The sequence below is a fragment of the Enterobacter sp. P82 genome, from assembly GCF_037053385.1.
In the GTDB taxonomy this organism is placed as follows: domain Bacteria; phylum Pseudomonadota; class Gammaproteobacteria; order Enterobacterales; family Enterobacteriaceae; genus Enterobacter.
The window spans coordinates 849,644-874,830 of sequence record NZ_JBALHX010000001.1 but is presented as its reverse complement, the minus strand read 5'-3'; the positions used below and the strand labels follow the sequence as shown (position 1 = coordinate 874,830).

At 53.6% G+C, this 25,187-nt stretch carries 24 protein-coding genes and 1 pseudogene; 9 read left to right on the top strand and 16 right to left on the bottom strand.

Annotated elements, in window-relative coordinates; all coding sequences use genetic code 11:
• The gene (locus WB237_RS04070; RefSeq protein ID WP_336210562.1) at positions 1 to 1,785 is read left to right on the top strand and encodes a methyl-accepting chemotaxis protein; all 1,785 of its coding nucleotides are present in this window, start codon (positions 1 to 3) and stop codon (positions 1,783 to 1,785) included.
• A gap of 211 nt (positions 1,786 to 1,996) precedes the next feature.
• Positions 1,997 to 2,236, top strand: coding sequence for a DUF1883 domain-containing protein (locus WB237_RS04065; protein WP_010432930.1), 240 nt, complete (start codon positions 1,997 to 1,999; stop codon positions 2,234 to 2,236).
• A 30-nt stretch (positions 2,237 to 2,266) separates the two neighbouring features.
• On the opposite strand, the gene WB237_RS04060 is transcribed toward WB237_RS04065, so the two are convergent.
• A complete protein-coding gene (locus WB237_RS04060) occupies positions 2,267 to 2,962 on the bottom strand; it encodes a gamma-glutamylcyclotransferase (RefSeq protein ID WP_336210560.1) in 696 nt (231 codons plus the stop codon).
• A gap of 177 nt (positions 2,963 to 3,139) precedes the next feature.
• Positions 3,140 to 3,370, bottom strand: a complete 231-nt coding sequence (chaB, locus tag WB237_RS04055; RefSeq protein ID WP_336210557.1) for a putative cation transport regulator ChaB — start codon at positions 3,368 to 3,370, stop codon at positions 3,140 to 3,142.
• A 270-nt stretch (positions 3,371 to 3,640) separates the two neighbouring features.
• Between chaB and chaA the strand changes: the two genes are divergently transcribed.
• The gene (chaA, locus tag WB237_RS04050; RefSeq protein WP_008499517.1) at positions 3,641 to 4,741 is read left to right on the top strand and encodes a sodium-potassium/proton antiporter ChaA; all 1,101 of its coding nucleotides are present in this window, start codon (positions 3,641 to 3,643) and stop codon (positions 4,739 to 4,741) included.
• 48 nt (positions 4,742 to 4,789) lie between these two features.
• On the opposite strand, the gene kdsA is transcribed toward chaA, so the two are convergent.
• Genes kdsA through hemA form a run of 6 tightly spaced genes read right to left on the bottom strand, consistent with a single transcriptional unit; the run spans position 4,790 to position 10,093 of the window.
• Positions 4,790 to 5,644: a 3-deoxy-8-phosphooctulonate synthase gene (gene kdsA, locus WB237_RS04045; protein ID WP_114976997.1), complete on the bottom strand. Its 855-nt coding sequence runs from the start codon at positions 5,642 to 5,644 to the stop codon at positions 4,790 to 4,792.
• Between the two features lie 36 nt (positions 5,645 to 5,680).
• Positions 5,681 to 6,490, bottom strand: coding sequence for an invasion regulator SirB1 (sirB1, locus tag WB237_RS04040; protein WP_114976996.1), 810 nt, complete (start codon positions 6,488 to 6,490; stop codon positions 5,681 to 5,683).
• A gap of 3 nt (positions 6,491 to 6,493) precedes the next feature.
• Positions 6,494 to 6,886 (bottom strand): invasion regulator SirB2, encoded by a 393-nt coding sequence (gene sirB2 / locus WB237_RS04035; RefSeq protein ID WP_028018748.1) that lies wholly within the window; start codon positions 6,884 to 6,886, stop codon positions 6,494 to 6,496.
• Positions 6,886 to 7,713 (bottom strand): peptide chain release factor N(5)-glutamine methyltransferase, encoded by an 828-nt coding sequence (prmC, locus tag WB237_RS04030; RefSeq protein WP_336210553.1) that lies wholly within the window; start codon positions 7,711 to 7,713, stop codon positions 6,886 to 6,888. The genes sirB2 and prmC overlap by 1 nt, the downstream gene beginning before the upstream one ends.
• Positions 7,713 to 8,795: a peptide chain release factor 1 gene (prfA, locus tag WB237_RS04025; RefSeq protein WP_114976993.1), complete on the bottom strand. Its 1,083-nt coding sequence runs from the start codon at positions 8,793 to 8,795 to the stop codon at positions 7,713 to 7,715. Before prfA ends, prmC begins: the two co-directional genes overlap by 1 nt.
• Positions 8,796 to 8,836: 41 nt before the next feature.
• Positions 8,837 to 10,093 carry a glutamyl-tRNA reductase gene (gene hemA / locus WB237_RS04020; RefSeq protein WP_028018745.1) on the bottom strand — a complete coding sequence of 419 codons (1,257 nt, stop codon included), beginning with the start codon at positions 10,091 to 10,093 and terminating at the stop codon, positions 8,837 to 8,839.
• Between the two features lie 201 nt (positions 10,094 to 10,294).
• Here hemA and lolB point away from each other — a divergent pair, with 201 nt between their 5' ends.
• From lolB to dauA, 4 genes are all read left to right on the top strand, one after another.
• Entirely contained in the window at positions 10,295 to 10,906 is a 612-nt protein-coding gene (lolB, locus tag WB237_RS04015; RefSeq protein ID WP_336210549.1) for a lipoprotein insertase outer membrane protein LolB, read from the top strand.
• Positions 10,903 to 11,772 carry a 4-(cytidine 5'-diphospho)-2-C-methyl-D-erythritol kinase gene (ispE, locus tag WB237_RS04010; RefSeq protein ID WP_336210546.1) on the top strand — a complete coding sequence of 290 codons (870 nt, stop codon included), beginning with the start codon at positions 10,903 to 10,905 and terminating at the stop codon, positions 11,770 to 11,772. Before lolB ends, ispE begins: the two co-directional genes overlap by 4 nt.
• 125 nt (positions 11,773 to 11,897) lie before the next feature.
• Complete coding sequence (gene prs, locus WB237_RS04005) at positions 11,898 to 12,845, top strand: ribose-phosphate diphosphokinase (protein WP_003856663.1); 948 nt, start codon at positions 11,898 to 11,900, stop codon at positions 12,843 to 12,845.
• 125 nt (positions 12,846 to 12,970) lie between these two features.
• Complete coding sequence (gene dauA / locus WB237_RS04000) at positions 12,971 to 14,650, top strand: C4-dicarboxylic acid transporter DauA (protein WP_129995612.1); 1,680 nt, start codon at positions 12,971 to 12,973, stop codon at positions 14,648 to 14,650.
• Here dauA and WB237_RS03995 read toward each other — a convergent pair.
• Positions 14,636 to 15,694 carry a MerR family transcriptional regulator gene (locus WB237_RS03995; RefSeq protein WP_336210541.1) on the bottom strand — a complete coding sequence of 353 codons (1,059 nt, stop codon included), beginning with the start codon at positions 15,692 to 15,694 and terminating at the stop codon, positions 14,636 to 14,638. The genes dauA and WB237_RS03995 overlap by 15 nt on opposite strands.
• Positions 15,695 to 15,815: 121 nt before the next feature.
• Positions 15,816 to 16,091 (bottom strand): stress-induced protein YchH, encoded by a 276-nt coding sequence (gene ychH / locus WB237_RS03990; RefSeq protein ID WP_028018741.1) that lies wholly within the window; start codon positions 16,089 to 16,091, stop codon positions 15,816 to 15,818.
• Between the two features lie 274 nt (positions 16,092 to 16,365).
• On the opposite strand from ychH, the gene pth reads away from it, so the two are divergent.
• Both pth and ychF read left to right on the top strand, forming a co-directional pair.
• A complete protein-coding gene (gene pth / locus WB237_RS03985; RefSeq protein WP_023336005.1) occupies positions 16,366 to 16,950 on the top strand; it encodes an aminoacyl-tRNA hydrolase in 585 nt (194 codons plus the stop codon).
• A gap of 126 nt (positions 16,951 to 17,076) precedes the next feature.
• Positions 17,077 to 18,171: a redox-regulated ATPase YchF gene (gene ychF / locus WB237_RS03980; RefSeq protein WP_010432886.1), complete on the top strand. Its 1,095-nt coding sequence runs from the start codon at positions 17,077 to 17,079 to the stop codon at positions 18,169 to 18,171.
• Positions 18,172 to 18,225: 54 nt separating this feature from the next.
• Here ychF and WB237_RS03975 read toward each other — a convergent pair whose 3' ends face one another.
• The 6 genes and pseudogenes from WB237_RS03975 to WB237_RS03955 form a co-directional block, all read right to left on the bottom strand.
• Complete coding sequence (locus WB237_RS03975; protein ID WP_336210531.1) at positions 18,226 to 18,519, bottom strand: YciI family protein; 294 nt, start codon at positions 18,517 to 18,519, stop codon at positions 18,226 to 18,228.
• Between the two features lie 393 nt (positions 18,520 to 18,912).
• Positions 18,913 to 19,431, bottom strand: coding sequence for a hypothetical protein (locus WB237_RS03970; RefSeq protein WP_336210529.1), 519 nt, complete (start codon positions 19,429 to 19,431; stop codon positions 18,913 to 18,915).
• 60 nt (positions 19,432 to 19,491) lie between these two features.
• A pseudogene (locus WB237_RS23015) lies at positions 19,492 to 19,584 on the bottom strand (RHS repeat domain-containing protein); the annotation flags it as partial.
• Between the two features lie 137 nt (positions 19,585 to 19,721).
• The gene (comJ, locus tag WB237_RS03965; protein WP_134708090.1) at positions 19,722 to 20,204 is read right to left on the bottom strand and encodes a competence protein ComJ; all 483 of its coding nucleotides are present in this window, start codon (positions 20,202 to 20,204) and stop codon (positions 19,722 to 19,724) included.
• A 143-nt stretch (positions 20,205 to 20,347) separates the two neighbouring features.
• Positions 20,348 to 20,779, bottom strand: a complete 432-nt coding sequence (locus tag WB237_RS03960; RefSeq protein ID WP_134708089.1) for an immunity 26/phosphotriesterase HocA family protein — start codon at positions 20,777 to 20,779, stop codon at positions 20,348 to 20,350.
• Positions 20,776 to 25,185, bottom strand: a complete 4,410-nt coding sequence (locus tag WB237_RS03955) for an RHS repeat-associated core domain-containing protein (RefSeq protein WP_336210523.1) — start codon at positions 25,183 to 25,185, stop codon at positions 20,776 to 20,778. The genes WB237_RS03960 and WB237_RS03955 overlap by 4 nt, the downstream gene beginning before the upstream one ends.
• Positions 25,186 to 25,187 lie beyond the last annotated feature (2 nt).

The following is a 25,187-nucleotide window of genomic DNA, read 5'->3' as shown; positions in this document are numbered from 1 at the left end:
ATGTTCAGATCCATTCGTGCACGCATCATCGTCGCGACGGCAGGCTGTCTGGTCGTCGCCCTTCTCCTTAATACCGTTATTAACTTCCAGGTCACACGTCAGGATAACCAGCAGTCACAACGCGATATCCTGACCAGTACCAGCGCCAGCCATAACATGGCGATTGCCGACTGGGTAAAAAGCAAAATGACGGTGATCGCCTCCGCTCAGACCGTGGCGCTGAGTGACGATCCGGTTCCGGTGTTCAAACAGCTTGCGCAGGCGGGGGGATTCACCAACGTCTATGTTGGTTATGCCAGCAAGACAGCCAAATTCTCTGAACCTGCGGGTGTCCCCGCGGATTATGACCCGACCATTCGTCCCTGGTATCAGCAGGTGGTAAGTCAGGATGCCCCGGTCGTCACCGCACCTTACGTTGATGCCGGTACCGGGAAACTGGTGGTGACGTTTGCCGTGCCGGTAAAAGAAAATGGCACCCTGAAAGCCGTCGTGGCAGGCGATGTCGCCATGGATAGCGTGGTCGCTAACGTGCGCGGGATCCATCCAACCCCGGCAAGTAGTGGATTACTCCTGACCAGTGATGGCACCGTGATTGCCGCCAATGATCCGGCTCTGACGCTTAAACCGTTTGCCGAGACGATCAAGGGCATCGACTTTGCGGCGCTGAAAAGCGGTAATCCGGTTGACGGCACGTTCGATGACAAAGAAAAAACCTTTGTTGCGACGGCCGTACCAGGCACTAACTGGATGTTAGTCGTCGCCCTCGACAATGGCGATGCAACATCCGGCATGCGTTCCCTGCTTAAAGCGTCGGCTATCTCGCTGGTGATCCTGGCTCTGCTGAGCGCCGCTATTGTTCACTTCCTGATTGCCCGTCTGCTGAAGCGACTGTCCGACATCCGCGACGCGATGCACAACATTGCCAACGGGACCAACGATCTGTCGCAGCGCCTGCCAGATAATGGTGAAGACGAAGTCGCGCAGATTGCGCAGGCATTTAACGCCTTCAGCGATAAACTCTCCGTCGTCATGGTACAGCTCCGTGATGCCAGCGCATCGGTGAAAAATGCCGCACAGGAAATTGCGGCAGGTAACCAGGATCTTTCCGGACGCACCGAGCAGGCGGCGTCCAGCCTGCGCGAGACCGCCAGTGCCGTGGAGCAGATCACCGCCTCCGTGACCCAATCGAATGAGTCCGCAGCAGAAGCGAACGACCAGGCGAGCAAAGCCTCAGCGGCAGCGGCACGTGGTGGAGAGGTGGTATCTCAGGCAATCAGTACCATGCAGTCCATCGAAGTGGCTTCCGCAAAAATTGGCGATATCACCAGCGTGATTGACGGCATTGCCTTCCAGACCAATATTCTGGCGTTGAACGCCTCGGTGGAAGCAGCACGAGCCGGGGAACAAGGCCGTGGGTTTGCCGTGGTGGCAGGCGAAGTACGTAACCTGGCAAGCCGTAGCGCCCAGGCGGCGAAAGAGATCAAATCGCTTATCGATTCCACCACTGACAGCGTGGCAACGGGCTCCCGTTACGTGCATCTGGCAGGGGAAAGCATGAATGAGATTCGTTCCAGCATCAGCAGCGTTTCGGGCATCATGCGTGAAATCTCCATCGCCACCAGCGAGCAGATGAAAGGTATCCATGAGATCAACCATGCGGTGACCCATCTCGACAGGATGGTACAGCAGAACGCCGAGCTGGTCGTGCAATCCGCCGCCGCCGCGGGTGCCCTGCAGAGCCAGGCGGGTGACCTTGCTGAAACCGCCGGACATTTCCGCATTTAATTTTCTTCCGGCGCGCGTTTAGCGGGTAAAACGCGCGCCAGCTGAAATTTTTAGGGATTTTGTCATTTTTGTTTAATCGTTATGCCATTTTTTGATCAAAATCAGCATCCCGAACCCTCCCCTTTGGTGTTATGCAATGAGTGAATTGTGAACAACATCACGCTCGGATATGGCTGCAGGGAGAGCGTTGTTTAAGACTACGGGGTAAAAAATGGCACTGGTAAAAACAAGTTTGAAACTGTTTGGCGGGGATACGGTAGTGGTTCGTTGCTCAGAGCGTTGCCGTATTCATCTGATGAGTTCGAAAGCACAAAAACAATCGCAGGCAGATATTCTGACCGTGCAGGATGATAAAGCCTGGCTTACGGTACCTTATACCGGCACATGGGATGTTCTGATTGACAGCCACAGTCAGTCACTGGAGCATTCTGTCAGCTACGTAGCAGCATAACATTAAACGCCCGGCAAGCCGGGCGTATTCTCAGGCAAAACCCGGTCGCAGCGAGCTGCTAAGCGGGTTCCCTTCCAGAAGTGCCTTCACCTTCACCACCAGTTCGTTCAGACAGTCGTCCTTCATACCGAGGCGGGTCAGCTCGTCATCGAGAGAGAAGAGATACTGCGCGTTAGTACCCAGCGGGCCACTGGCGGCGGCAATCAGCGGGGCAATAACCTGCGTACGGGTGTCCGCTTCATACAACGGATGGCGAGGATCCATAATAAAGACCAGCGCATTAACGGTGCGTCCGTCATCGAGTTCCAGTTTGCACCAGCTTGGCATATAGCAGCCGGTAATCATCTCGCGCTTCCAGAGCAGCGTGAGCTCCTCTTCCAGCGTGGCGTCCGGGAGACGATATGCCACGCCCGTGGTGCGTCCGCCCTCTTTCAGTGCAAGCATGCGCCCAGGTTGACACGCGCTGCCACGCCCGGCCGTCAGACGCAGGCAAAATGCGCGGTGCCAGCCCGGCAGCGTTCCCGTTGCCGATTCGACAAATTCCAGAGCCGGGTTCCACATCAGAGAGCCGTAGCCAAAAATCCATACCGGGCCATCATCCGGGCGGCAGGCAAGCGTAGCAGCGAGTGATGCCGCACGTTGTTCAGCCGACCAGAGAAGCGATTCCTCAATAGCACCAAATGCCGTCTTACAATCTGCCTTCATTAAGAAATCACGCGTTAACACTTTACACCTCCGCCACTGCATGCTTCCTTGCGACATCTGTAATTCGCCTTCCCGGCATTATGTGCTGGTCATTTTGCCAGCAGTTAAATAACGATAAGCAATTAGCGGACCAGTTGCAATACAACGGAAGTTCAACCGCCTGAAAAGTCAAAATGAAGGCAGCGAATAATTTCACGGCTATTTCTTTTTATGCCATTTATCGTCACCTCCTTTCTCATATTCATGTTTTACTGCGGCCCAGGCGACTTTGTGCGCCGTCTCTTCACGGCTCGCATTATCCCGGCGATCTTCTTTATCTTTGTATTGTTCCCAGGCGCTATTAAACGCTTCTTTGTAGATATCCTGCGCATGTGCGGGCAGCACGTTTTGCACGTTATCAGGTAATTCGCGTTTCGTTTTATAAGGCATCGCTAACCTCTCTTTTGGTTAAAGAGATAAGTGTGGACGACGATATGGCATGGTGCCAGTCTGTAAATATTCCTGAAGGAATTACATTTATAATGCAATGATATTTATAATATATTTAATGAAGACTGCATATTATATGCAGCAAAGAGAAAACTTAGCACAAAGGGTAAAAATAAGTAAAAAATAAAGGGTATTTAACAGATATCTGTTAATTTAATGGCCTCAAAAATCTATCTATAATTACAAGCACCTGCATTGATGGAGAAGCACATGACAGCAACACACGAGGCGGTAAAAACCCGCCACAAGGAGACGTCACTCATTTTCCCGGTTCTGGCACTGGCTGTGCTGCTCTTCTGGGGAAGTAGCCAGTCACTGCCAGTGGTGGTCGGTATCAATATTCTTGCTCTGGTTGGTATTTTAACCAGTGCCTTTAGCGTCGTTCGCCATGCGGACGTATTGGCCCATCGTCTGGGTGAGCCGTACGGATCGTTAATTCTTAGTCTTTCCGTTGTTATTCTCGAAGTTAGCCTGATTTCCGCGCTGATGGCGACCGGTGATGCCGCACCGACGCTGATGCGCGATACGCTCTACTCAATCATTATGATTGTGACGGGCGGTCTGGTGGGCTTCTCGTTGTTACTGGGTGGTCGTAAATTCGCGACCCAGTATATGAACCTGTTCGGCATTAAACAGTACCTGATTGCCCTCTTCCCGCTGGCGATTATCGTGCTGGTGTTCCCGATGGCGCTGCCGGGCGCGAACTTCTCCACCGGCCAGGCATTGTTGGTTGCGCTGATTTCTGCGGCCATGTACGGCGTATTCCTGCTGATTCAGACCAAAACGCACCAGAGTCTGTTTGTGTATGAGCATGAAGACGACAGCGACGATGACGACCCGCATCACGGTAAACCGTCGGCCCACAGCAGCGCGTGGCACACGGTTTGGCTGATCGTGCATCTGATTGCGGTTATCGCGGTCACCAAGATGAACGCCAATCCGCTGGAGACACTGTTAACCGAGTTGAACGCACCAGTGGCATTTACCGGCTTCCTGGTTGCGCTGTTGATTCTGTCCCCTGAGGGGCTGGGCGCGCTGAAAGCGGTACTGAATAATCAAGTGCAGCGTGCGATGAACCTGTTCTTCGGCTCCGTGCTGGCAACGATTTCGCTTACCGTACCGGTGGTGACGTTGATTGCGTTTATGACGGGTAACGAGCTGCAGTTTGCGCTGGGTGCGCCAGAGATGATCGTGATGGTGGCATCACTGTTATTGTGTCAGATTTCGTTCTCGACCGGACGCACCAATGTGTTAAACGGTGCGGCGCATATGGCACTGTTTGTCGCCTATTTGATGACGATTTTTGCGTAGCCTTTTTACCATGCCCCATAAAAAAACCCGCCGAAGCGGGTTTTTTTATTAGTTGCTGGTATCCAGCTCTTCGAAGCTCTTCACCAGATCGTCAATCGCTTTGATCTGTTTCAGGAACGGCTCCAGTTTATCCAGCGGCAGCGCGGATGGACCATCGCATTTTGCGTTAGCCGGATCCGGGTGCGCTTCAATAAACAGACCTGCCAGGCCGGTTGCCATACCGGCGCGCGCCAGCTCGGTAACCTGGGCACGGCGGCCACCAGACGCAGCACCAAACGGATCGCGGCACTGCAGTGCGTGCGTCACGTCGAAGATCACCGGAGACTGATTAGAGACGTTCTTCATCACGCTGAAGCCCAGCATATCCACAACGAGGTTGTCGTAACCGAAGTTTGAACCACGGTCGCACAGAATAACTTTGTCGTTGCCACCTTCAATAAACTTATCGACGATGTTACCCATCTGACCTGGGCTCACGAACTGTGGTTTTTTCACGTTGATAACCGCACCGGTTTTCGCCATCGCGGCAACCAGGTCGGTCTGGCGAGCCAGGAATGCCGGCAACTGGATAACATCTACCACGTCCGCCACAGGCTGCGCCTGAGAGGCTTCATGCACGTCGGTGATCACTTTCACGCCAAAGGTCTGTTTCAGCTCCTGGAAAATTTTCATCCCCTCCTCCAGGCCCGGGCCACGGTAAGAGTTGATAGAGGAGCGGTTGGCTTTATCAAAAGAGGCTTTAAACACGTACGGGATACCCAGTTTCTGGGTCACAGTCACGTAGTGTTCGCAGATACGCATAGCGAGATCGCGGGATTCCAGCACGTTCATACCGCCAAACAGCACGAACGGCAGGTCGTTTGCCACGTTGATATCACCAATGCTAACCACTTTTTGTTTCATAGGATCGCCTTATTCAGGTGTGAATCGGAGTTAAGATTAATGCAGTGTAATTTGTTTGTGCGAGATCGCGTTGATCTGCGCGCGAATCATTTCGCTAATCGGATCTTCCGGACATTGTTCCACGAAATAACTCAAATCATTCAGTGCGACGTGTTCGCAATCGAGCTGAGCATAAATAAGCCCACGGTCGCGAATTTCATACGGATCTTCCGGATTAAACTGCAGCAGCACTTCACTGGCACGCAAAGCCAGTTCCATCTGACGCTCTTCCATCAGTGCTGATTTCAGCGTATCCAGCAGCTTGCGGATCACTTCTGAGTTATCCGCCTCGTCGAGATCTTCGTTAAAGAGCTCGGCTACCGGGCTGATATTGCCTTTCAGCCAGACGTCCAGCGTATGTTCATCCAGCGTGTCGCCATTAAACGGATTAATGAGCCACATCTCACCATCCAGCCACTCGGCACGCAGGATCATCTGCGTCGGGAAAATGACCGGCACCAGTGGAATATCCAGACGGTGTGCGACCCACAGCAAAATAGAGCCCAGCGCAACGGCGCTGCCCTGACGATTCTTTAAGACCTGGTCCAGCCATAATGCGTCAGACAGGCGATACACGCCACGCGTGTCGCAGAAACCCCACTCGCCGTAGAAAAGCTCAATCAACTTTTCTAATTGCCAGTCTTGCGGGCGTGCCTGATTGATCTCTTCACGCGCCAGGCTGACCAGATTCTCCAGCTCATCGTAGACATACTGCGACGTAAAATCGTCACGGATCATCTCCGAAATCAGGATCATGCCATCGCAAAGCGGCACTTTATTAAATTCGAAATCGGCTAAGGACTTCATGACTTACCCCAGTAACGGTATTCTTGTGGTGGCGAGTTTAATGATGATGTACAGCACCACCAGACCCAGCAGAAAGGCAATAAATCCCACCTGCTGGCTGCGCGGACGACGACGCCCAAGCGCGATAAAACCCAAAACGATGTAGATGATAACGCCAAACAGCTTTTCAGTCAGCCATGCGCCTTTATCAGTAAATGGCAGATAGCCGGTCTTCCACATGAGTCCGGCGCCAGTCAGGAACAGTACCGTATCGATACAGTGCGGTGCGACACGCACCCAGCGGGCATCCATCAGCGGATTGTTGCTGTAACGCCACCAATAGCGCACGATGAAAAAACCGATGGTCAGCGCAACGGAAATCAGGTGAGCGGAAATAAGCACAGTAAACAGGCTCATCACCACTGCCCCAGCGTCAGACGTTCGTTGCCGCCGTAGTCGCGGCAGGTTTCCACTGCGGTGTAGCCTGCTTGCGTAAACAGCGCCCGCACGGCTTCTCCCTGCGTCCAGCCGTGCTCCACCAGCAGCCAGCCGCCGCGAACTAAATGTTGCCGTGACGTTGTCACAATGTGTTCAAGATCGGCCAGTCCCTCGTTAGCCGCGACCAGGGCCGTCAGCGGCTCGAAACGGACATCTCCCTGCGCAAGATGCGGATCATGTTCGTCAATGTAAGGAGGGTTGCTGACAATCATCCCAAACGTGTGATTTTCCAGCGCTCTAAACCAGCTGCTGTGCAGTACGGTGACGTTATTCAGGCCGAGCCTGTCCACGTTACGCTGTGCCAGCGCTACCGCGTCCGGCATCACATCCACTGCCGTCACATCACAGTCCGGTCGTTCACTGGCAATCGCCAGTGCAATAGCGCCCGTGCCAGTGCCTAGATCGAGGATTCGACTGGCGCTAGCCGGTAAACGCGCCAGCGCCTGCTCGACCAGACACTCGGTGTCCGGGCGTGGGATCAGGGTCGCAGCCGAGACGTACAAAGGCAACGACCAGAATTCACGCTCTCCAACCAGATGTGCCACCGGCTCACCAGTCTTGCGACGGGCAAGCAGTAAAGAGAGTTGCGCTTCCTGCTCAGAAGCCAGCTGTGTATCCCCGAAAGCCAGCAGATATGTGCGCGGCTTCCCCGTCACATGCTCAAGCAAGATTTCGGCGTCGCGTTTAGGACTCTCACTTTCTGCAAGCTCTCCAATGGCCTGGCGTAACCAGCTCTGGAAATCCATTATTCCTGCTCGGACAGCGCCGCCAGCTGATCGGCCTGGTATTCCTGCACAATAGGCTCAATCAGCATATCCAGTTTACCTTCCATCACTTCGTCCAGACGGTAAAGCGTCACGTTGATGCGGTGGTCGGTCACGCGCCCCTGCGGGAAGTTGTAGGTGCGGTTACGGTCGCTGCGGTCGCCGCTGCCCAGCAGGTTACGGCGGGTAGACGCTTCTGCCTGCTGGCGTTTTGCCATTTCTGCCGCGTGGATACGCGCACCGAGCACGGAAAGCGCTTTGGCTTTGTTTTTATGCTGCGAACGTTCGTCCTGACATTCAACGACAATACCGGTTGGCAGGTGGGTAATACGGATAGCGGAGTCGGTGGTGTTAACGTGCTGACCACCCGCTCCGGAGGAACGGAAGGTGTCGATACGCAGATCGGCCGGGTTGATGTCCGGCAGTTCCGCTTCCGGCAGTTCCGGCATGACCGCAACAGTACAGGCTGACGTATGAATACGCCCCTGCGATTCGGTGGCAGGTACGCGCTGTACACGATGACCGCCAGATTCAAACTTGAGACGGCCATATACACCGTCGCCGCTGATCTTCGCGATCACTTCTTTAAAGCCACCATGCTCACCTTCGTTGGCGCTCATGATCTCCACACGCCAGCGGCGCGATTCGGCGTAGCGGCTGTACATGCGGAACAGATCCCCGGCAAACAGGGCCGCTTCATCACCACCAGTACCGGCGCGGACTTCCACAAACGCGTTACGTTCATCGTCCGGATCTTTCGGCAGCAGCAGCACCTGGAGCTGCTGTTCCATCTCTTCTGAACGCGCTTTTGCATCCTGCAACTCTTCCTGCGCCATTTCGCGCATTTCAGGGTCATCAAGCATCATCTGTGCAGTTTCAATATCTTCCTGAACCTGTCGCCAGTCAGTAAAGCATTTAGAAACATCACTTAACTGCGCGTATTCACGGGAGAGCGCGCGAAAACGTTCCTGGTCCGCAATGGTCCCGGCATCACCGAGCAGCGCCTGTACTTCCTCATGGCGCTCGTGCAGAGCTTCCAGTTTAGCGACGATAGAAGGCTTCATAGGCGTAAGTGCACCTTGTCTTAGAAAATGGGTATAGGGCGCTATTCCAGCCCGAGGCTGTTGCGCAGAATAGTCAGGCGTTCATCATCCCCGTCACGGGCAGCCTGCTGAAGAGATTTGGTTGGGGCATGGATCAAGCGATTGGTCAGTTTCCATGCCAGATCCTGCATAATAGCGTGTGCGTCGCCGCCCTGTTCCAGGGCCGCTAACGCTTTGGCTGTCAGGTCATCACGCACCTGCTCCGCCTGCCCGCGGTACTCGCGGATGGTCTCGCTGACGCTTTGCGCGCGCAGCCAGGCCATAAACTCACTGGTTTCCTGCTCAACAATGGTTTCCGCCTGCACTGCCGCCGCTTTACGTTGGGCAAGGTTGTGCGAAATTATACTTTGCAGGTCATCCACGCTGTAAAGATAGGCGTTAGCCAGTTTACCGACTTCTGGCTCAACATCGCGCGGGACGGCGATATCCACCAGCAGCATCGGCTGATTACGACGGGATTTCAGCGCACGCTCCACCATCCCTTTACCGATGATCGGCAGTGGGCTGGCGGTAGAGCTGATAATAATGTCCGCCTCTTTCAGGCGTTCATCAATGTCGCTTAACGCCACCACCTCTGCGCCCACTTCGTCCGCCAGCACCTGAGCACGTTCGCGGGTACGGTTGGCGATAATCATCTTTTTCACTTTATGTTCGCGCAGATGGCGCGCGACAAGTTCGATGGTTTCGCCCGCACCCACCAGCATCACGGTAACGGTCGACAGGGATTCAAAGATTTGGCGTGCAAGGGTGCAGGCCGCGAAAGCAACAGAAACCGCACTGGCACCAATGTCGGTTTCGGTTCGCACACGCTTAGCCACAGAGAATGACTTCTGGAACATACGTTCCAGTTCACTGGCCTTCAGATGCCCTTTTTGCGAATCCGCAAACGCTTTTTTCACCTGCCCCAGAATTTGCGGCTCGCCGAGAACCAGCGAATCCAGCCCGCTGGCCACGCGCATCAGATGGCTGACGGCATCATTGTCCTGATGCCAGTAAAGGCTATTGCGCAGTTCGTCTTCGTTGAGATTGTGGTAGTCGCATAACCAGCGGATCAGCGCCTCGTGCAGGTTATCCTGCTCTTCCACACTCAAATAAAGCTCGGTACGGTTGCACGTCGAGAGCACCACGCCACCCTGCACCATAGGTTGTGCAAGCAAGCTGTCCAGCGCCAGGTCAAGCGTGTCTGGCGAAAACGTTACGCGTTCTCGCAGCGAAACCGGGGCTGTTTTGTGATTAATGCCGAGTGCTAATAAGGTCATGTTGAGCGGGAGTAGTACCAGCGTTAATAAGGTTAGCAGAACGCATCATACAGGATGCGCGAGATCAATAAAAGAGACTGCACCCTTTCGGAGTAATAGGTTACATCGCGCTTTGAGATAATTTGAACGTAGACGGTGGGGCCCTTCAACGCTAGCATTAACAGTTATAACTGCAACGTATCTCAAGGATTTGTCCTCATTATGACCCGACTGATTCGCCTGCTGCCGCTGGCCGCACTGGTTCTGACCGCCTGTACTGTCACCCAACCAAAAGGCCCGGGCAAAAGCCCTGATTCTCCGCAGTGGCGTCAACACCAGCAGGACGTCCGTAATTTGAGCCAGTACCAGACTCGCGGCGCTTTCGCGTATCTCTCTGACGAACAAAAGGTTTATGCACGTTTCTTCTGGCAGCAAACAGGTCCGGACAACTACCGTCTGCTGCTGCTGAACCCGCTGGGCAGCACCGAACTGGAGCTTATCGCGAAACCAGGTGAAGCCCAGATCACCGATAACAAAGGCCAGCACTACACCGCGACCGATGCCGAAGAGATGATTGGTAAGCTGACGGGGATGCCTATCCCGCTCAATAGCCTGCGCCAGTGGATCCTTGGCCTGCCGGGGGATGCCACCGACTACCAGCTTGACGATCAGTACCGTCTGAGCCAGGTGAACTACGCGCAGAACGGCAAAACCTGGAAAGTGGTGTACAACGCCTATGACAGCAACAGTAAACCTTCGCTGCCATCGAATATGGAACTGACTCAGGGCAGCCAACGTATCAAGCTGAAAATGGACAACTGGATCGTTAAATGATGACCCACTGGCCCTCTCCGGCAAAACTGAACCTGTTTTTATACATTACCGGCCAGCGTGCTGATGGCTATCACACCCTGCAGACGCTATTTCAGTTTGTTGATTATGGTGACACGATCTCGATTGAGCTGCGTCAGGACGGGCAGGTTTGCCTGCTGACGCCTGTCGAAGGTGTGGCGCATGAGGACAACCTGATTGTCCGCGCTGCGCGTTTGCTGATGAAAGCGGCTGCTGATTCCGGACGACTACCGGCAGGAAGCGGCGCAGATATCCGCATTGAGAAACGTCTGCCAATGGGTGGCGGTCTCGGTGGGGGCTCATCCAATGCCGCAACCGTGCTGGTTGCTCTGAACCATCTCTGGGGTTGTGGGCTGTCAACGGACGAACTGGCAGCCTTAGGATTGACCCTGGGCGCGGATGTACCGGTGTTTATTCGTGGTCATGCAGCATTTGCCGAAGGCGTAGGTGAGATCCTCTCTCCGGTCGAGCCGCCAGAAAAATGGTATCTCGTTGCCCACCCCGGCGTGAGCATTCCGACCCCGGTCATCTTTAAAGATCCTGACCTGAAAAGAGATACTCCGGTTCGGTCAATAGAAACGTTATTAAATTGTGAATTCAGCAACGATTGCGAGGATATCGCAAGAAAACGTTTTCGCGAGGTTGATGCGGTGCTTTCCTGGCTGTTAGAATACGCGCCGTCGCGCCTGACTGGTACAGGGGCCTGTGTCTTTGCTGAATTTGACACCGAATCCGCCGCTCGTCAGGTGCTTGAGCAAGCGCCGGTTTGGCTGCATGGTTTTGTAGCGCGTGGGATGAACACGTCTCCCCTACAGCAGGCCATTCTGGCGCAGACTGAGTTTCGGTGACAACGTCACCCTGTTCCAGACGTTGCATCGCGCTCTTTAATACACCGCCTGGGTAGTATTCGCCTGGCCCGCACAGTTTGCGGCGAACGCTATCCACCACTGGACGCATGCCTGAGGTTCTTCTCGTGCCTGATATGAAGCTTTTTGCTGGTAACGCCACCCCGGAACTAGCACAACGTATTGCCAACCGCCTGTACACTTCCCTCGGCGACGCCGCCGTAGGTCGCTTTAGCGACGGCGAAGTCAGCGTACAAATTAACGAAAATGTACGCGGTGGTGATATTTTCATCATCCAGTCCACCTGTGCTCCAACAAATGACAACCTGATGGAACTGGTTGTTATGGTCGACGCGCTGCGTCGTGCTTCAGCAGGCCGTATCACTGCTGTAATCCCTTACTTCGGCTATGCCCGTCAGGACCGTCGTGTTCGTTCTGCACGTGTACCTATCACCGCCAAAGTTGTTGCTGACTTCCTGTCCAGCGTCGGCGTTGACCGCGTACTGACCGTTGACCTGCACGCAGAGCAGATCCAGGGCTTCTTCGACGTCCCGGTTGATAACGTATTCGGTAGCCCAATTCTGCTGGAAGACATGCTGCAGCTGAACCTGGACAACCCAATTGTGGTTTCTCCGGACATCGGCGGCGTGGTACGTGCTCGTGCTATCGCGAAGCTGCTGAACGATACCGATATGGCGATCATCGACAAACGTCGTCCGCGCGCTAACGTTTCTCAGGTGATGCATATCATCGGTGACGTAGCTGGCCGTGACTGCGTGCTGGTTGACGACATGATCGATACCGGCGGTACGCTGTGTAAAGCAGCTGAAGCACTGAAAGAACGTGGTGCCAAGCGCGTATTCGCTTACGCAACTCACCCGATCTTCTCCGGTAACGCGGTAAACAACCTCCGTAACTCTGTCATTGACGAAGTTGTGGTGTGCGATACCATTCCACTGAGTGACGAAATCAAAGCGCTGCCAAACGTGCGTACTTTGACCCTGTCCGGGATGCTGGCCGAAGCGATTCGTCGTATCAGCAACGAAGAATCCATCTCAGCTATGTTCGAACACTAATCGAGCACGGCCAAAAAAACCCGCTGCGGCGGGTTTTTTTGTCTTTAATATTTATTTGTATGATCAATGCCTCCTTCACCTGCCATTCACATGACAGATGATGCGCATCTGGAAGATAGATAATTGTGAAAAACGTAACCTCCTCACATGTTCTGCCCTTTCGCGCCCTCATCGACGCTTGCTGGAAAGAGAAATACACCTCGTCACGCTTTCTACGTGACCTGATAGCCGGGATCACCGTCGGCATTATCGCCATTCCGTTGGCAATGGCGCTGGCGATTGGCAGCGGCGTTGCACCGCAGTATGGCCTTTATACCTCGGCCGTTGCCGGGATCGTCATTGCCCTGACCGGCGGTTCACGCTTTAGCGTCTCTGGCCCGACTGCTGCCTTTGTGGTGATCCTCTACCCGGTTTCCCAGCAGTTTGGCCTGGCAGGCCTGCTGGTTGCCACCCTGATGTCCGGCGTCTTTTTGATTTTGTTTGGTCTGGCCCGTTTTGGCAGGTTGATTGAATACATACCCCTCTCCGTGACGCTGGGGTTCACCTCCGGGATTGGTATCACCATCGGGACCATGCAGATCAAGGACTTCCTGGGTCTGCAGATGCCCCACGTACCGGAGCACTACCTGCAAAAAGTGGGGGCGCTGTTTATGGCGCTGCCGACCGCCAACCTGGGCGACGCCGCCATCGGGATTGTGACGCTGGGGACGCTGATTATCTGGCCTCGTCTGGGCATTCGTCTCCCGGGCCATCTGCCCGCGCTGCTGTTGGGCTGCGCGGTGATGGCTATCGTCAATATGTTCGGTGGCCATGTCGCGACTATCGGCTCGCAGTTCCACTATATTCTGGCTGATGGTTCACAGGGGAGCGGTATTCCGCAGCTGTTACCGCAGCTGGTGTTGCCGTGGGATATGCCCGGTTCCAGCTTCACGCTAAGCTGGGATTCCCTGCGCGCCCTGCTTCCTGCGGCCTTCTCTATGGCAATGCTCGGGGCGATTGAATCTCTGCTCTGTGCTGTGGTACTGGACGGCATGACGGGAACGAAGCATAAAGCTAACAGCGAGCTGGTTGGTCAGGGTCTGGGTAACCTTATCGCACCGTTCTTTGGCGGCATCACTGCAACGGCAGCCATCGCACGCTCTGCGGCAAACGTGCGTGCCGGGGCAACATCCCCTATTTCGGCAGTGATCCACTCCGTGCTGGTGATCCTCGCCCTGCTTATCCTTGCTCCGCTGCTCTCCTGGCTACCGCTTTCAGCCATGGCTGCTCTGCTGCTGATGGTAGCCTGGAACATGAGTGAGGCGCATAAGGTGGTGAACCTGCTCCGTCGCGCGCCGAAAGACGACATTATCGTGATGCTGCTTTGTATGTCGCTGACCGTGCTGTTTGATATGGTCATCGCCATCAGCGTCGGGATTGTGCTGGCTTCCCTGCTGTTTATGCGTCGTATTGCGCAGATGACGCGTCTTTCCCCGGTGAACGTCGAAGTGCCTGACGATGTGCTGGTTTTGCGTGTGATTGGTCCGCTGTTCTTTGCCGCCGCAGAGGGGCTGTTCAGCGATCTCGAGTCCCGCATTGCGGGGAAACGGATTGTGGTGCTGAAATGGGATGCCGTCCCGGTGCTGGATGCCGGTGGCCTGGATGCCTTCCAGCGCTTTGTGAAACGTCTCCCGGAAGGCTGTGAACTGCGCGTGAGTAACCTGGAATTCCAGCCCCTGCGCACTATGGCGCGCGCGGGCGTGCAGCCAATCCCTGGCCGACTCTCCTTCTACCCTAACCGTGAAGCCGCATTAGCGGATCTGTGAGTGGCCTGATGCAGAGTAACGCCTCTGCATCATCACTCCAATCGCCTGCTGGAGCCATTCAAGCACAGCAGGCGTCATCCATGTTCCTTTCATGATATGCGGTTCCTGCTGCATGGCAGTGCGAAACTTTTGCTGGGTCTCCGGGTTGGTGCCCGCGTAAGACTGGAACAATGCCAGCCAGTTTTCAGCCAGCTTTTGCGCTTCCTCCGTGGCAGGATCGATATTTTCCCGCAGCGCCTGATGCAGTTTCGCCACCAGCGGCGGCCACTCCATCATGCGGTCAAAGTAGTGTGCACGGGTAAAGGCCATCTCTTCGGCAGAAAGATACTTCTCCCATATGCTGAGCTTAGATTCAGCAAAAGCAAGCGTGATGTAATCCGTCATTTCCGGCGTGATGCCGGTCTGCGCCTGCATCTGCGGTTCAACGCTGTGCATCTCGTTCAGCCGGGTGAGAAACTCCGGCTTTCCCGCCGTGTCCTGCTCCAGGCGTTCCATCCAGCGCGTCGCCAGATCCATCGCCCGCGCATCCGTAGCGGGTATATGGTGCTCCAGTAGCGTGTTGGCCTCTTTAACCAGCCCTGACCAGATAGCCGCCAGCGCATCCTTCTGCACCGCAAACGGCAGTTGCTGTAACTCTTCTTTGCTAAACCAGCGATCGTACATATTCATTAACTCCAGAGTCTGTAGCCAGGATTCCAGATCCGGTGTCGCATCGTCGAGAAGCCCGGTTCGCAGCTCCACCAGCCGGTCGCGCAGCGTATGTATACTGCGCAGCTGTTTATCCAGCAGCATGATTTGCGCATCGAGTAGCTCGGTTAACGACAGCGACTCCTGTTCCAGGAAATCCCTGATTTCAGCAAGTTCCAGCCCCGCTTTTGCCAGCGCCTGGATCATATGCAGACGCTGGACATCCGCCAGGTTGTAAAGCCGGTAACCTGCCGCGCTTCTGGCAGAAGGTAGCAACAACCCTGTTTGCTCATAGTGGTGCAAAGTCCGCACGGTGATCCCGGCACGTTTCGCCAGCTCACCCACCTGAATCAACATAACTGCTCCTTTTTCTTTGCCAGTAGTGCCACTCTGGAGCCTTACGTTACGTGAGGGTCAACCCTTGATGCAAAAAAAAACGACTCCCCAGGGAGCCGTTTCGGTATTCTTTATCGTCGCACTAACTGTGCTTATGCTGGTCGCGACGACAGCGTTTGTCGTAGTGGCGCACCCACCAGTATTTGTCACACACTTCCTCACGACCGCTCATGCGAGCCCCTGCCAGCCACAATACCGCACCAATGAAGATGCTCAATATAGCGCCATGCGCGAAGTATTGCGGGAGATCAAGCTGCGGCAGTTGGTTTAAAATTGAATAACCCACGCCGGCTACCATCACGAACAGTCCCAACCCCATTAGCACGTTACCGAATAACGAAGCGTTTTTGCGTTTCATGTGTCACCTCCGGAACTTTGGGTTGTCAGGGGAAAAGCCCCTAATCCTTGTGTATAAAGTATAGACAACGCCCCTTTTATGAGTTGCGTGAATGATCACAATTACCGATAACGTCCAAACAAAAGTTTACAAATAAGACTTTGAACAGCTTGAAATTCTAATTGTTCAAATAAGAAATTATTCGTATTTCGCTGTGAAGATCGCAGAATTTTGTCAAGCGGCTCGCCAGACAGTAAACTACGCGCCAGATCTGGAACCCATTAGGAATTGAATCGTGACGATTAAACTGATTGTCGGCCTCGCCAACCCAGGCGCTGAGTATGCGGCAACACGCCATAATGCCGGGGCATGGTACGTCGATCTCCTGGCCGAGCGGTTACGTGCTCCCCTGCGTGAAGAACCTAAATTCTTTGGCTATACCTCACGTATCAACCTTGCTGGCGCTGATGTTCGTCTGCTGGTGCCAACCACCTTTATGAACCTGAGCGGTAAAGCCGTGGCGGCAATGGCAACATTTTATCGTATCAATCCGGATGAAATTCTGGTGGCTCACGATGAGCTGGATCTCCCACCTGGTGTGGCAAAATTCAAACTAGGCGGCGGGCATGGCGGCCACAACGGTCTAAAAGATATCATCAGCAAGCTGGGCAATAACCCGAATTTCCACCGTTTGCGCGTAGGAATCGGCCATCCGGGCGATAAAAACAAAGTTGTCGGTTTCGTACTCGGTAAGCCCCCGGTTTCTGAGCAGAAACTGATTGACGAGGCGGTAGACGAAGCGGCGCGCTGTACTGAAATCTGGCTGAAAGATGGGTTAACCAAAGCGACAAACCGCTTACACGCTTTCAAAGCGCAATAATCCGCCCGATCCGGCTTTTTTACCGCGCGGCATGCGGGTTACGTGTATAATAGGCGTAGTTATTTACTTTTCATCAATCGGTTATCGTTAACGGATTGATTATCAAGATATTAAGGTGATTTAGAAATGGGATTCAAATGCGGTATCGTCGGTCTGCCAAACGTGGGCAAATCCACCCTGTTTAACGCGCTTACCAAAGCGGGTATCGAAGCGGCGAACTTCCCGTTCTGTACCATTGAACCTAACACCGGTGTTGTACCAATGCCGGACCCGCGTCTGGACCAGCTCGCGGAAATCGTGAAGCCGCAGCGCATTCTGCCAACCACCATGGAATTCGTGGATATCGCGGGCCTGGTAAAAGGCGCATCCAAAGGTGAAGGTCTGGGTAACCAGTTCCTGACCAACATTCGTGAAACCGAAGCGATCGGCCACGTTGTGCGCTGCTTCGAGAACGACAACATTATCCACGTAAACAACAAAGTGGATCCGGCTGACGACATCGACGTTATCAACACCGAGCTGGCGCTCTCTGATCTCGACACCTGCGAACGCGCAATCCACCGCGTGCAGAAGAAAGCCAAAGGCGGCGACAAGGATGCGAAAGCGGAACTGGCTGCGCTGGAAAAATGTCTGCCACAGCTGGAGAACGCGGGCATGCTGCGTGCGCTGAAGAATCTGACGGAAGAAGACAAGGCGGCAATCAAATACCTGAGCTTCCTGACCCTGAAGCCAACCATGTACATCGCCAACGTTAACGAAGACGGTTTCGAGAACAACCCGTACCTCGACAAAGTGCGTGAAATCGCAGCGGCTGAAGGTTCTGTGGTTGTGGCGGTTTGCGCTGCGGTTGAATCTGATATCGCCGAGCTGGACGACGCTGACCGTGAAGAGTTTATGGCTGAGCTGGGTCTGGAAGAGCCGGGCCTGAACCGCGTGATCCGCGCAGGCTATGAGCTGCTGAACCTGCAGACCTACTTCACCGCTGGCGTGAAAGAAGTGCGTGCGTGGACGATCCCTGTGGGTGCGACTGCGCCTCAGGCGGCCGGTAAGATCCACACCGACTTCGAGAAAGGCTTTATTCGTGCGCAGACTATCGCGTTTGAAGACTTCATCACCTACAAGGGTGAGCAAGGCGCGAAAGAAGCAGGCAAGATGCGTGCGGAAGGGAAAGATTACATCGTTAAAGATGGCGATGTGATGAACTTCTTGTTTAACGTTTGATTTGTTTTGAATGAAAAAAATCCACGCCATGGCGTGGATTTTTTTATTGCGGGGTCAAAACACACTATCTAAAAGTTCTGTTTTCATGCTGGGTTCAAAAGGAATGATCTCCGAGGTCGCAAGCTTTAAGACCTGAAAAGGATCCTCGCGTAAGCGCTCTTCAAGAGAGGCAAGGCTCTCACATTTCGCGAGAATGACCCCACCGTTTCTTGGGATCCGTCTACCGGACGCCAGGAATATCCCTTCTTCGTACCCCTTTTTAAGCCACTCAACATGAGCAGGTATCGCTGCGTCAACCTCTTCAAGTGGTTTGATATAGGTCAGTATGACAATGTAAACCGTACTCATCCTTTGCCTCTTAGCTCTGCTTTAAACCGCTTGTTGGAACTGCTTATGCAGCTCCTCTTTTGCCACCCGGTATTGGTATAACGTTTATGTGTATTTTAATCTTAATACGCGGGTCCGGATTGGGACAACACGTTAAGAATCATAGGAAAAAACCAATCATGCCAGCCGTTTTTTACCGCACAGTTACTGACAATGACGACTTCCCTTGGGAGAGTGGGTGTTAAGCAATAAAAAAAGTCCCTTGGGGAGGTGCTGAGAAATATATTTTTAACACAGTGCATTGAAGTTTGTCAAAACGGCTGGTAACGGCTTTTGTTCATTTAATATAAAGAATAATTAACGTGTTGAATAGAACATTGCATAGTCTAAAAATGATATGCCGAAAGTATATTTTTACCCTTTAGCGATCACAACGCTTCTATAATCTGTTTCATTTTTTATCCAGAACATTTCATCTTGAGGTAGCGATCCATCACTGCAGAAATCAACAAGTTCACCTAACCACCCATCAGAAACATATTTGTGATAATGCATACTCTCAACATATTCAGAAAATAGTCGCTTACTATCAAAGTCTATAAATAAATCCGGCATTAGATCATATATATCCCACCAGGTTGTTTTTTCTGAAAGTCTATTGTAAAACGCCTCAGCTATATCATCCTTATCGTATAAATAACCATCTTTAATTAAGTTATCAATGAATATCTGTACGTTTTCTTCATTTACTACTGGTATGTCATATCTTTCCTTATGGATATCCTGTAGGTTTATTTCTACCCCGCTTTTCACAAAAGCGTCTACCCATTTAACTCTGTCCAAAACCCACTTTTCTTTAAAGGCAACAAACCAAAAAAATCTTCCTTCGTTCTTTACTATTACAAGGAGTTCATCATCTTTATTAACATTCATATAGCAACCTAATTTACATTCCCCGAGCCTGGAATCGCTACTTCTTCAAGCTCCATAAAGTGAAGGGCTCTGCGCATTGCCGGTAAAGACGCGACGATGCAATCGGCCAAGGCTGTCGTACTCGCTGCGGCTGGTCAGCAGCCCTTGGGGACGGTGGGAAAGATTACATCGTCACAGACAGCGATGTGATTAACTTCTTGTTTTATTTTTGATTTATTTTGAACGAAAACTCCATACAGTGGCGTGACGTAGTTTTTTTATATTCCAATTTTAACTTATTTTATATTAACTTAAAAAAAACCTTCTTTGAGAGGATAATCTTTTATTCCTCCCCAAGGGTCATCTAGCAAAAACTTAGCAGTAATAGCTTCTTTTGTCGGTACAAGAGTGAAATTATAGTAAATTTCATCCCCTTCACAAATCTCATAAAAGAGTGAATAAACCTTATCGTTCACATCTATATTTAAATCGAATTTCTCAGTTACAGAAGCGATTTGCAGCTTATGTTTATCCGTAATGAAAAATGGTACAACAATACAGCGCTGAGCATTTTCATCCAATTTGAAAGCATTCTCTATTTTGATATTGACGTTTGCTCCAAACGCGTCCTCTGGTAATGGATCGAATATAACATAATCCTTGTGTAGAACAGCACCTTGAGAAACATTGCCTTTTCCCCACTGACTCAGTTTTTCGTCATAATCTCGGGAACGTAAAAATATTTGACTATGCGAAATCAGTAGGTCAACTATTTGTATTTTTTTATCATTCATTACATTACCTCTATTTTTATTCTCGCTCTACCTATAATGTGAGGCCAGGCCATCAAAAAATAAAATTCCCGTGATATTTTTCAAGGCGTTAATGAGTTGCTGTAATACGAAAGGTGACAGGGGAAGCACCCTTCCCCTGATACTCAAATATTGGTCAGAATGTTATCGACAAGCTCAAACCCTGATACCCCCATTGTTGTGTAATTAGGGTATTCCGCAACAGATAATCTCCTGATTTCGTCCTCTCCATTATACAAACCACCTGCATAATTAAATATTTTCAGTTGTTTTTTTTCTTCTGTGAGATCAGCGTAACCAATAATTTTCCAAACGCCTTTGCTGATATTTTGGTTGCCAGTAAAGATAACTTTCATCTCCTTACCAAACTTTTCAAAAACTAAAGGCGTTAATGAACCGCTATCCATAAGTTCTTCAGTATGCTGTAATGATAATATGCAGAACCCTATTGCTTGCTTAAATTTTTTGCTTGGAGCAAAAACAATATGACAAATCGCATATTCCCCATTACTCAATGGAATGACAAAAATGTCACCCTCTTTATATTTTACTTTCATAAACCATTACCTTTCAGAATTGATAACGCATCTTTCAATACTTTCCCACCCCAATCACTGCTATGACCCGCAATATCATATGTGCTAGCATTTGGGTTATTAGGACTATATGATCTGATTTTATTGAGGAGATTTGTTAAGGAATTCGTTGACTTAGCTCCACCATTAAGATCCATAATTCTTTGTTCCAAGTATTTAGCTTCAGCCTTGGTCAAATTATTATCAAATATAGTCAGCTGTTCCAAATGAGATTTACCCGGTGTATTTGCATGGCTATTTAAACGCGTTGGTGCATCCCCACGTCCTACATAGATAATATTCTTTCCATCGTGTAGCACATACAACCCTTGTCCATTTACAGGATCATAATGTTTGCCTGTTCCCCCAGCCCTACGTGTAGAAGGTAAACCCTTACAAGGTGTTAGACCTAAAGGATCTGTCCAGATTATAGGATTAGGAGCATAGCTGTAAAGATTTAACCCGCCATTTAACCCTATCGGGTCCTGCTGCGTAAACCTTCCGCAGTCCGGGTCGTAATACCGGAACAGATTGTAGTGCAGCCCTGTCTCACGGTCCAGGTATTGCCCCTGCATCCGCAGGTTCTGGGAATATCCTGATAGCTGCGTCTCGCTTTCCCGCAACAGCTTGCCCCAGGCGCTGTTCACCCCTTCCCAGCGCACCTGCCCTTCGATATCCGTCATCCGCTCCGGCGTGCCGTTGGGCTGGCAGTGGAACCAGAAAATCTCCGGCGCATCAACGCCGTCAATACGTGCCAGCGGGTCGTAGCTGTCCTGGTCGCTGTAGACGTAGGTCAGCGGCACATCCCCGTGCACTTCCTGCAGCAAGCGGAACCCCTCCCAGACAAACCGGGTGGTGACCGGCTTACCGACCGGCTGACCGCCCAGCATCTGGCGGCGCGTTTTGCTGATGCGGCGTCCGAGCGGATCGTAGCGGAAGCTCACCTGCGTCTGCGGTTTGTTGCGATCCCGCGGCTGGCTGATGACCTCCGTCAGGCGATGTTCACCGTCGTAGCGGTAATGCCAGCGAGTCTGGCCGTTATCCTTCTCCACGGTGCGGCCGTGAATGTCATACCGCCAGCGAATGCCGTTCAGCTGCGTCAGGCGGTTGTGCGTGACCTTCTCAGCAGATCCTTCGAGCGGGTTACCGGCAGCATCCCAGCGCCAGTGCTCCTGGCCGGGCAGCGTACCGTCCTGAACGAGCAGCCGTCCGGCGCTGTCGTACTGCCAGCGGTACCAGCTGAACGGATTATCGTCCCGCTCTTCCCGCACCAGGTTGTTGCGATAGTCGTAATCCCAGCGGCGGGACCAGCGACGCGGCGAAGGGCGCTGAGCGTTGCCGGTAAAGACGTCCCGGCGATGCAGGCGGCCGAGGCGGTCGTACTCGCTGCGGGTGGTCAGCAGCCCCTGGGAACGGCTCGTCTCCCGGTGGAGTTCGTCGCGGGTAAAGTCGGAGACCGACAGCTTATCGAGGGCAATGCTGAGCAGATGCCCGCTGCCGTAGTAGAACTGCTTAAGCTCGCGGCCATCGGGCAGCGTGACGGAAGTGCGGTTGCCCAGCGCATCATACTCCCACGCCAGCTCACCGTGCTCACCCGCTTCGCGCGTCACGCGACCGAGCGCGTCATACTTAAAGGCGAGCTCCTGCTCAGCCTCCGTGCTCCACGCGTCGGCCGAAAGCGCAGGGTGCAGTCCAATCCGGCTTAACAGCCCAGACGGGGTGTAATGGTAGCGGGTCTGCCCTTCCGGCGTGGTGCGGGCGACAAGCTGGCCGCCCGCGCTCCAGGCGAAAGCATGAGTGATGGAATCCGGATGACCGGCAGCAAAGGTGCGCGCAATCGTGCGCCCGCAGGCATCATAGCGATACTGCGAGGCCACGCCATCGAGCCCCACCTCTTCCAGCAGCAACGAGTCTGCGCCCCAGCGGAACTGATACGCTTCGCCGTTTTCGTTTTCCAGAGCAATCAGACGCCCGCGGCTGTCCCAGCGGCGGCGAACCTCTTCGCCCCGGGTATTGCGGGTGGCGGTTAAGCGCCCTGCCTCATCGTATCTGAACTCACTTTCTTTCCCGTCTGCGCCAGCATGCTTCACCGGCAGGCCACGTTCGTTCCATTTGAGCGACTCCGTCCAGCCTTCCGGGCGATCGAGCTGCACCGGACGCCCTGCCGCGTCGTAGCGGTAATGGGTCTCTTCACCGTCAGCGCCTATCTCAGCCGTCAGCCAGCCCAGCGGATGATAACGATAGCGGGTCGTGCGGCCAGAGCAGTCCGTCGCACGCACGACTTGTCCGGCCTCGTTGTACTCCTGGTAGCGGCTGTTCCCGGCGGCGTTCACCTCTTCAACCACCTGACCGAACTCATCCCGTCGCAGCTGCGTGGTCTGCCCCATCGGGTCCACCATGCGCTTCAGACCGTGATGTTCGTCGTACCAGAACCGGGTGGCGCTGCCGTCGGCTTCAATGATGGCTGACGGCAGCGCACGGTGCTCCAGCCAGGTCGTGGTACGGGCATTGCCGTCGGCGTCGATCTCCTGCACCCGGTTGCCCATGTCGTCGTAGACGAAGGTGACGACGTTCCCGAGCGGATCGATACGTTGCGTGAGGAGTTCGTTGTCATCCCACGCGTAGCGCCAGTTCTCGCCACGCTCGTCAACGTAGCGGACTATCAGATTTTGCGCGTTCCAGTAGTGCTGACGTTTTTGACCATCGTAGTGTTCAACGGTGGTCAGCCCGGCATCCAGATCGTAGGTAAAGCGGCAGCCATCCCCGGTGCTGGTGCGGTTTTCCACTACGCGCCAGTGGTCAAATTTTTTCCAGCGGTATTCACTTTCCAGACCGCCCGGCAGGCGATGCCAGACCATCAGGCCGTGGTCGTTATAGCGGTATTCACGCGTCACCACGCCGGAGGCATCCGTCGCGCTCGCCAGCTGTGCGCGCGCATCGTAGCGCCACTGCATCAGCGGCCATGTCTGGTTACCGTCAAAATGACTGGCAGCGGTAACACGCTGCGGGAAACGTTCATCTTCATAGCGCAGGGTGACGTCTATCGCCCGCAACTCATCGTGCAGACCGACCAGCCTGCCGTGCTCGTCCCACTCCGTCAGCAGCGCGTTACCGTATTCGTCGCTGAGAGAGGCCAGACGCAGGGTAGATGGCTCCGCCCGGGTTGGTTTATACAGACGCCACACCGCGCCGTCATCGTCGGCAATCGCCACGTCGCCGCTCTCATTACGGCGGATAATGATACCTTCGCTGATGCTGTAAAACGCGTGGTCAACCGGCGGCAGTTCAAAAGTCAGCTCTCGTCCGGTTTCATCGAACCAGGTGGCGTTGTTCTCTTCCAGCTTCAGATAGCTGTCAAAGGTGGTAGCCCAGCCCAGGCCAAACAGCCCTTCGCGGGTAGTCAGGCTGTTATAGCTGCGCTGCCAGCGAAGCGGGAAACGCCCCGGCAGCGAGAAGTCGAGCTCGTCGTCGTCATTCAACACCTTCACGCCGGTGGCGGCGTGAACCGGATGCGAGGAGCCAAACACGGCATTGACGGCCATATCGGCCAGCATCCCGCCGCCGGCTGCCGCCAGCGCACAGGGCATGTTTTTCAGGATCTTGCCCGGACGCCCGCGCAGCAAGGAGAGCGCAATCATCCCCAGCGCCAGCCCAGGCGTTTTGCCGCTTTTGATATCGCGGACCGTCAGCGTATCGCCGCCGATGATCACGTTCGGGGAGACATCGTCGGAAACGGTGCCTTCGCAAGTGGTGCGATCTTTCGCACGCACAGCGGGTTGTCCGTTGATGAAGACGCTCTTGGAACCTTCTGCCAGATACTGCGGCCCGGAGTGTTTTTCGCACGCCACCTTGTCCTCTTCCAGCGGCGAAGTCCCCGCAGCGGCAGATGCCACACTCGGCTGCCACATTTCACTGCCGAATTGTCCGGCAGCGGAAAGCAGCATGCCCGCGTAATCGGCAAAGCTACCCGGGGACTGCGGTTCGGGTGAAGGGGTATCCGCGGGGGTCAGCGTGCCCGCCGCGCGTGCAGCAGGGATCGCATTCGTCAGAACATTATTCGAGCCGGTGGTGATTTTACCCGCAGGTGATGGCGGGAAAAGCGCATTGCCTAATCCCTCCGCTGCGTTGCTGATATCGTCGGTGATGCCCGCCACGTTTGCCAGCACACCGCCAATGATGCCGCTCAGCAAACAGCTGGAACCAATCGCCGCCACACCTGCGGCAGCAGCCCCCGCCCCCAGCAATGGTGCAGCCACGGTGGCTGCCGCGCCCACCGCCGCACCGATCACCGCATAGGCGGCACCTTCCGCCACAATGCTGGTGATGTCAGCAAAAATGCTGGAGTGAATAATCTCGTCGCCCTTACGGGCCGCGTTGTTATCGCTCATGC

Bases quoted from the DNA above. Each gene is read 5' to 3' on its own strand.
- WB237_RS04070 (WP_336210562.1), top strand. From the start codon at position 1: ATGTTCAGATCCATTCGTGCACGCATCATCGTCGCGACGGCAGGCTGT.
- WB237_RS04065 (WP_010432930.1), top strand. From the start codon at position 1,997: ATGGCACTGGTAAAAACAAGTTTGAAACTGTTTGGCGGGGATACGGTA.
- chaB (WP_336210557.1), bottom strand. From the start codon at position 3,370: ATGCCTTATAAAACGAAACGCGAATTACCTGATAACGTGCAAAACGTG.
- chaA (WP_008499517.1), top strand. From the start codon at position 3,641: ATGACAGCAACACACGAGGCGGTAAAAACCCGCCACAAGGAGACGTCA.
- kdsA (WP_114976997.1), bottom strand. From the start codon at position 5,644: ATGAAACAAAAAGTGGTTAGCATTGGTGATATCAACGTGGCAAACGAC.
- sirB1 (WP_114976996.1), bottom strand. From the start codon at position 6,490: ATGAAGTCCTTAGCCGATTTCGAATTTAATAAAGTGCCGCTTTGCGAT.
- sirB2 (WP_028018748.1), bottom strand. From the start codon at position 6,886: ATGAGCCTGTTTACTGTGCTTATTTCCGCTCACCTGATTTCCGTTGCG.
- prmC (WP_336210553.1), bottom strand. From the start codon at position 7,713: ATGGATTTCCAGAGCTGGTTACGCCAGGCCATTGGAGAGCTTGCAGAA.
- prfA (WP_114976993.1), bottom strand. From the start codon at position 8,795: ATGAAGCCTTCTATCGTCGCTAAACTGGAAGCTCTGCACGAGCGCCAT.
- hemA (WP_028018745.1), bottom strand. From the start codon at position 10,093: ATGACCTTATTAGCACTCGGCATTAATCACAAAACAGCCCCGGTTTCG.
- lolB (WP_336210549.1), top strand. From the start codon at position 10,295: ATGACCCGACTGATTCGCCTGCTGCCGCTGGCCGCACTGGTTCTGACC.
- ispE (WP_336210546.1), top strand. From the start codon at position 10,903: ATGATGACCCACTGGCCCTCTCCGGCAAAACTGAACCTGTTTTTATAC.
- WB237_RS03995 (WP_336210541.1), bottom strand. From the start codon at position 15,694: ATGTTGATTCAGGTGGGTGAGCTGGCGAAACGTGCCGGGATCACCGTG.
- ychH (WP_028018741.1), bottom strand. From the start codon at position 16,091: ATGAAACGCAAAAACGCTTCGTTATTCGGTAACGTGCTAATGGGGTTG.
- ychF (WP_010432886.1), top strand. From the start codon at position 17,077: ATGGGATTCAAATGCGGTATCGTCGGTCTGCCAAACGTGGGCAAATCC.
- WB237_RS03975 (WP_336210531.1), bottom strand. From the start codon at position 18,519: ATGAGTACGGTTTACATTGTCATACTGACCTATATCAAACCACTTGAA.
- WB237_RS03970 (WP_336210529.1), bottom strand. From the start codon at position 19,431: ATGAATGTTAATAAAGATGATGAACTCCTTGTAATAGTAAAGAACGAA.
- comJ (WP_134708090.1), bottom strand. From the start codon at position 20,204: ATGAATGATAAAAAAATACAAATAGTTGACCTACTGATTTCGCATAGT.
- WB237_RS03960 (WP_134708089.1), bottom strand. From the start codon at position 20,779: ATGAAAGTAAAATATAAAGAGGGTGACATTTTTGTCATTCCATTGAGT.
- WB237_RS03955 (WP_336210523.1), bottom strand. From the start codon at position 25,185: ATGAGCGATAACAACGCGGCCCGTAAGGGCGACGAGATTATTCACTCC.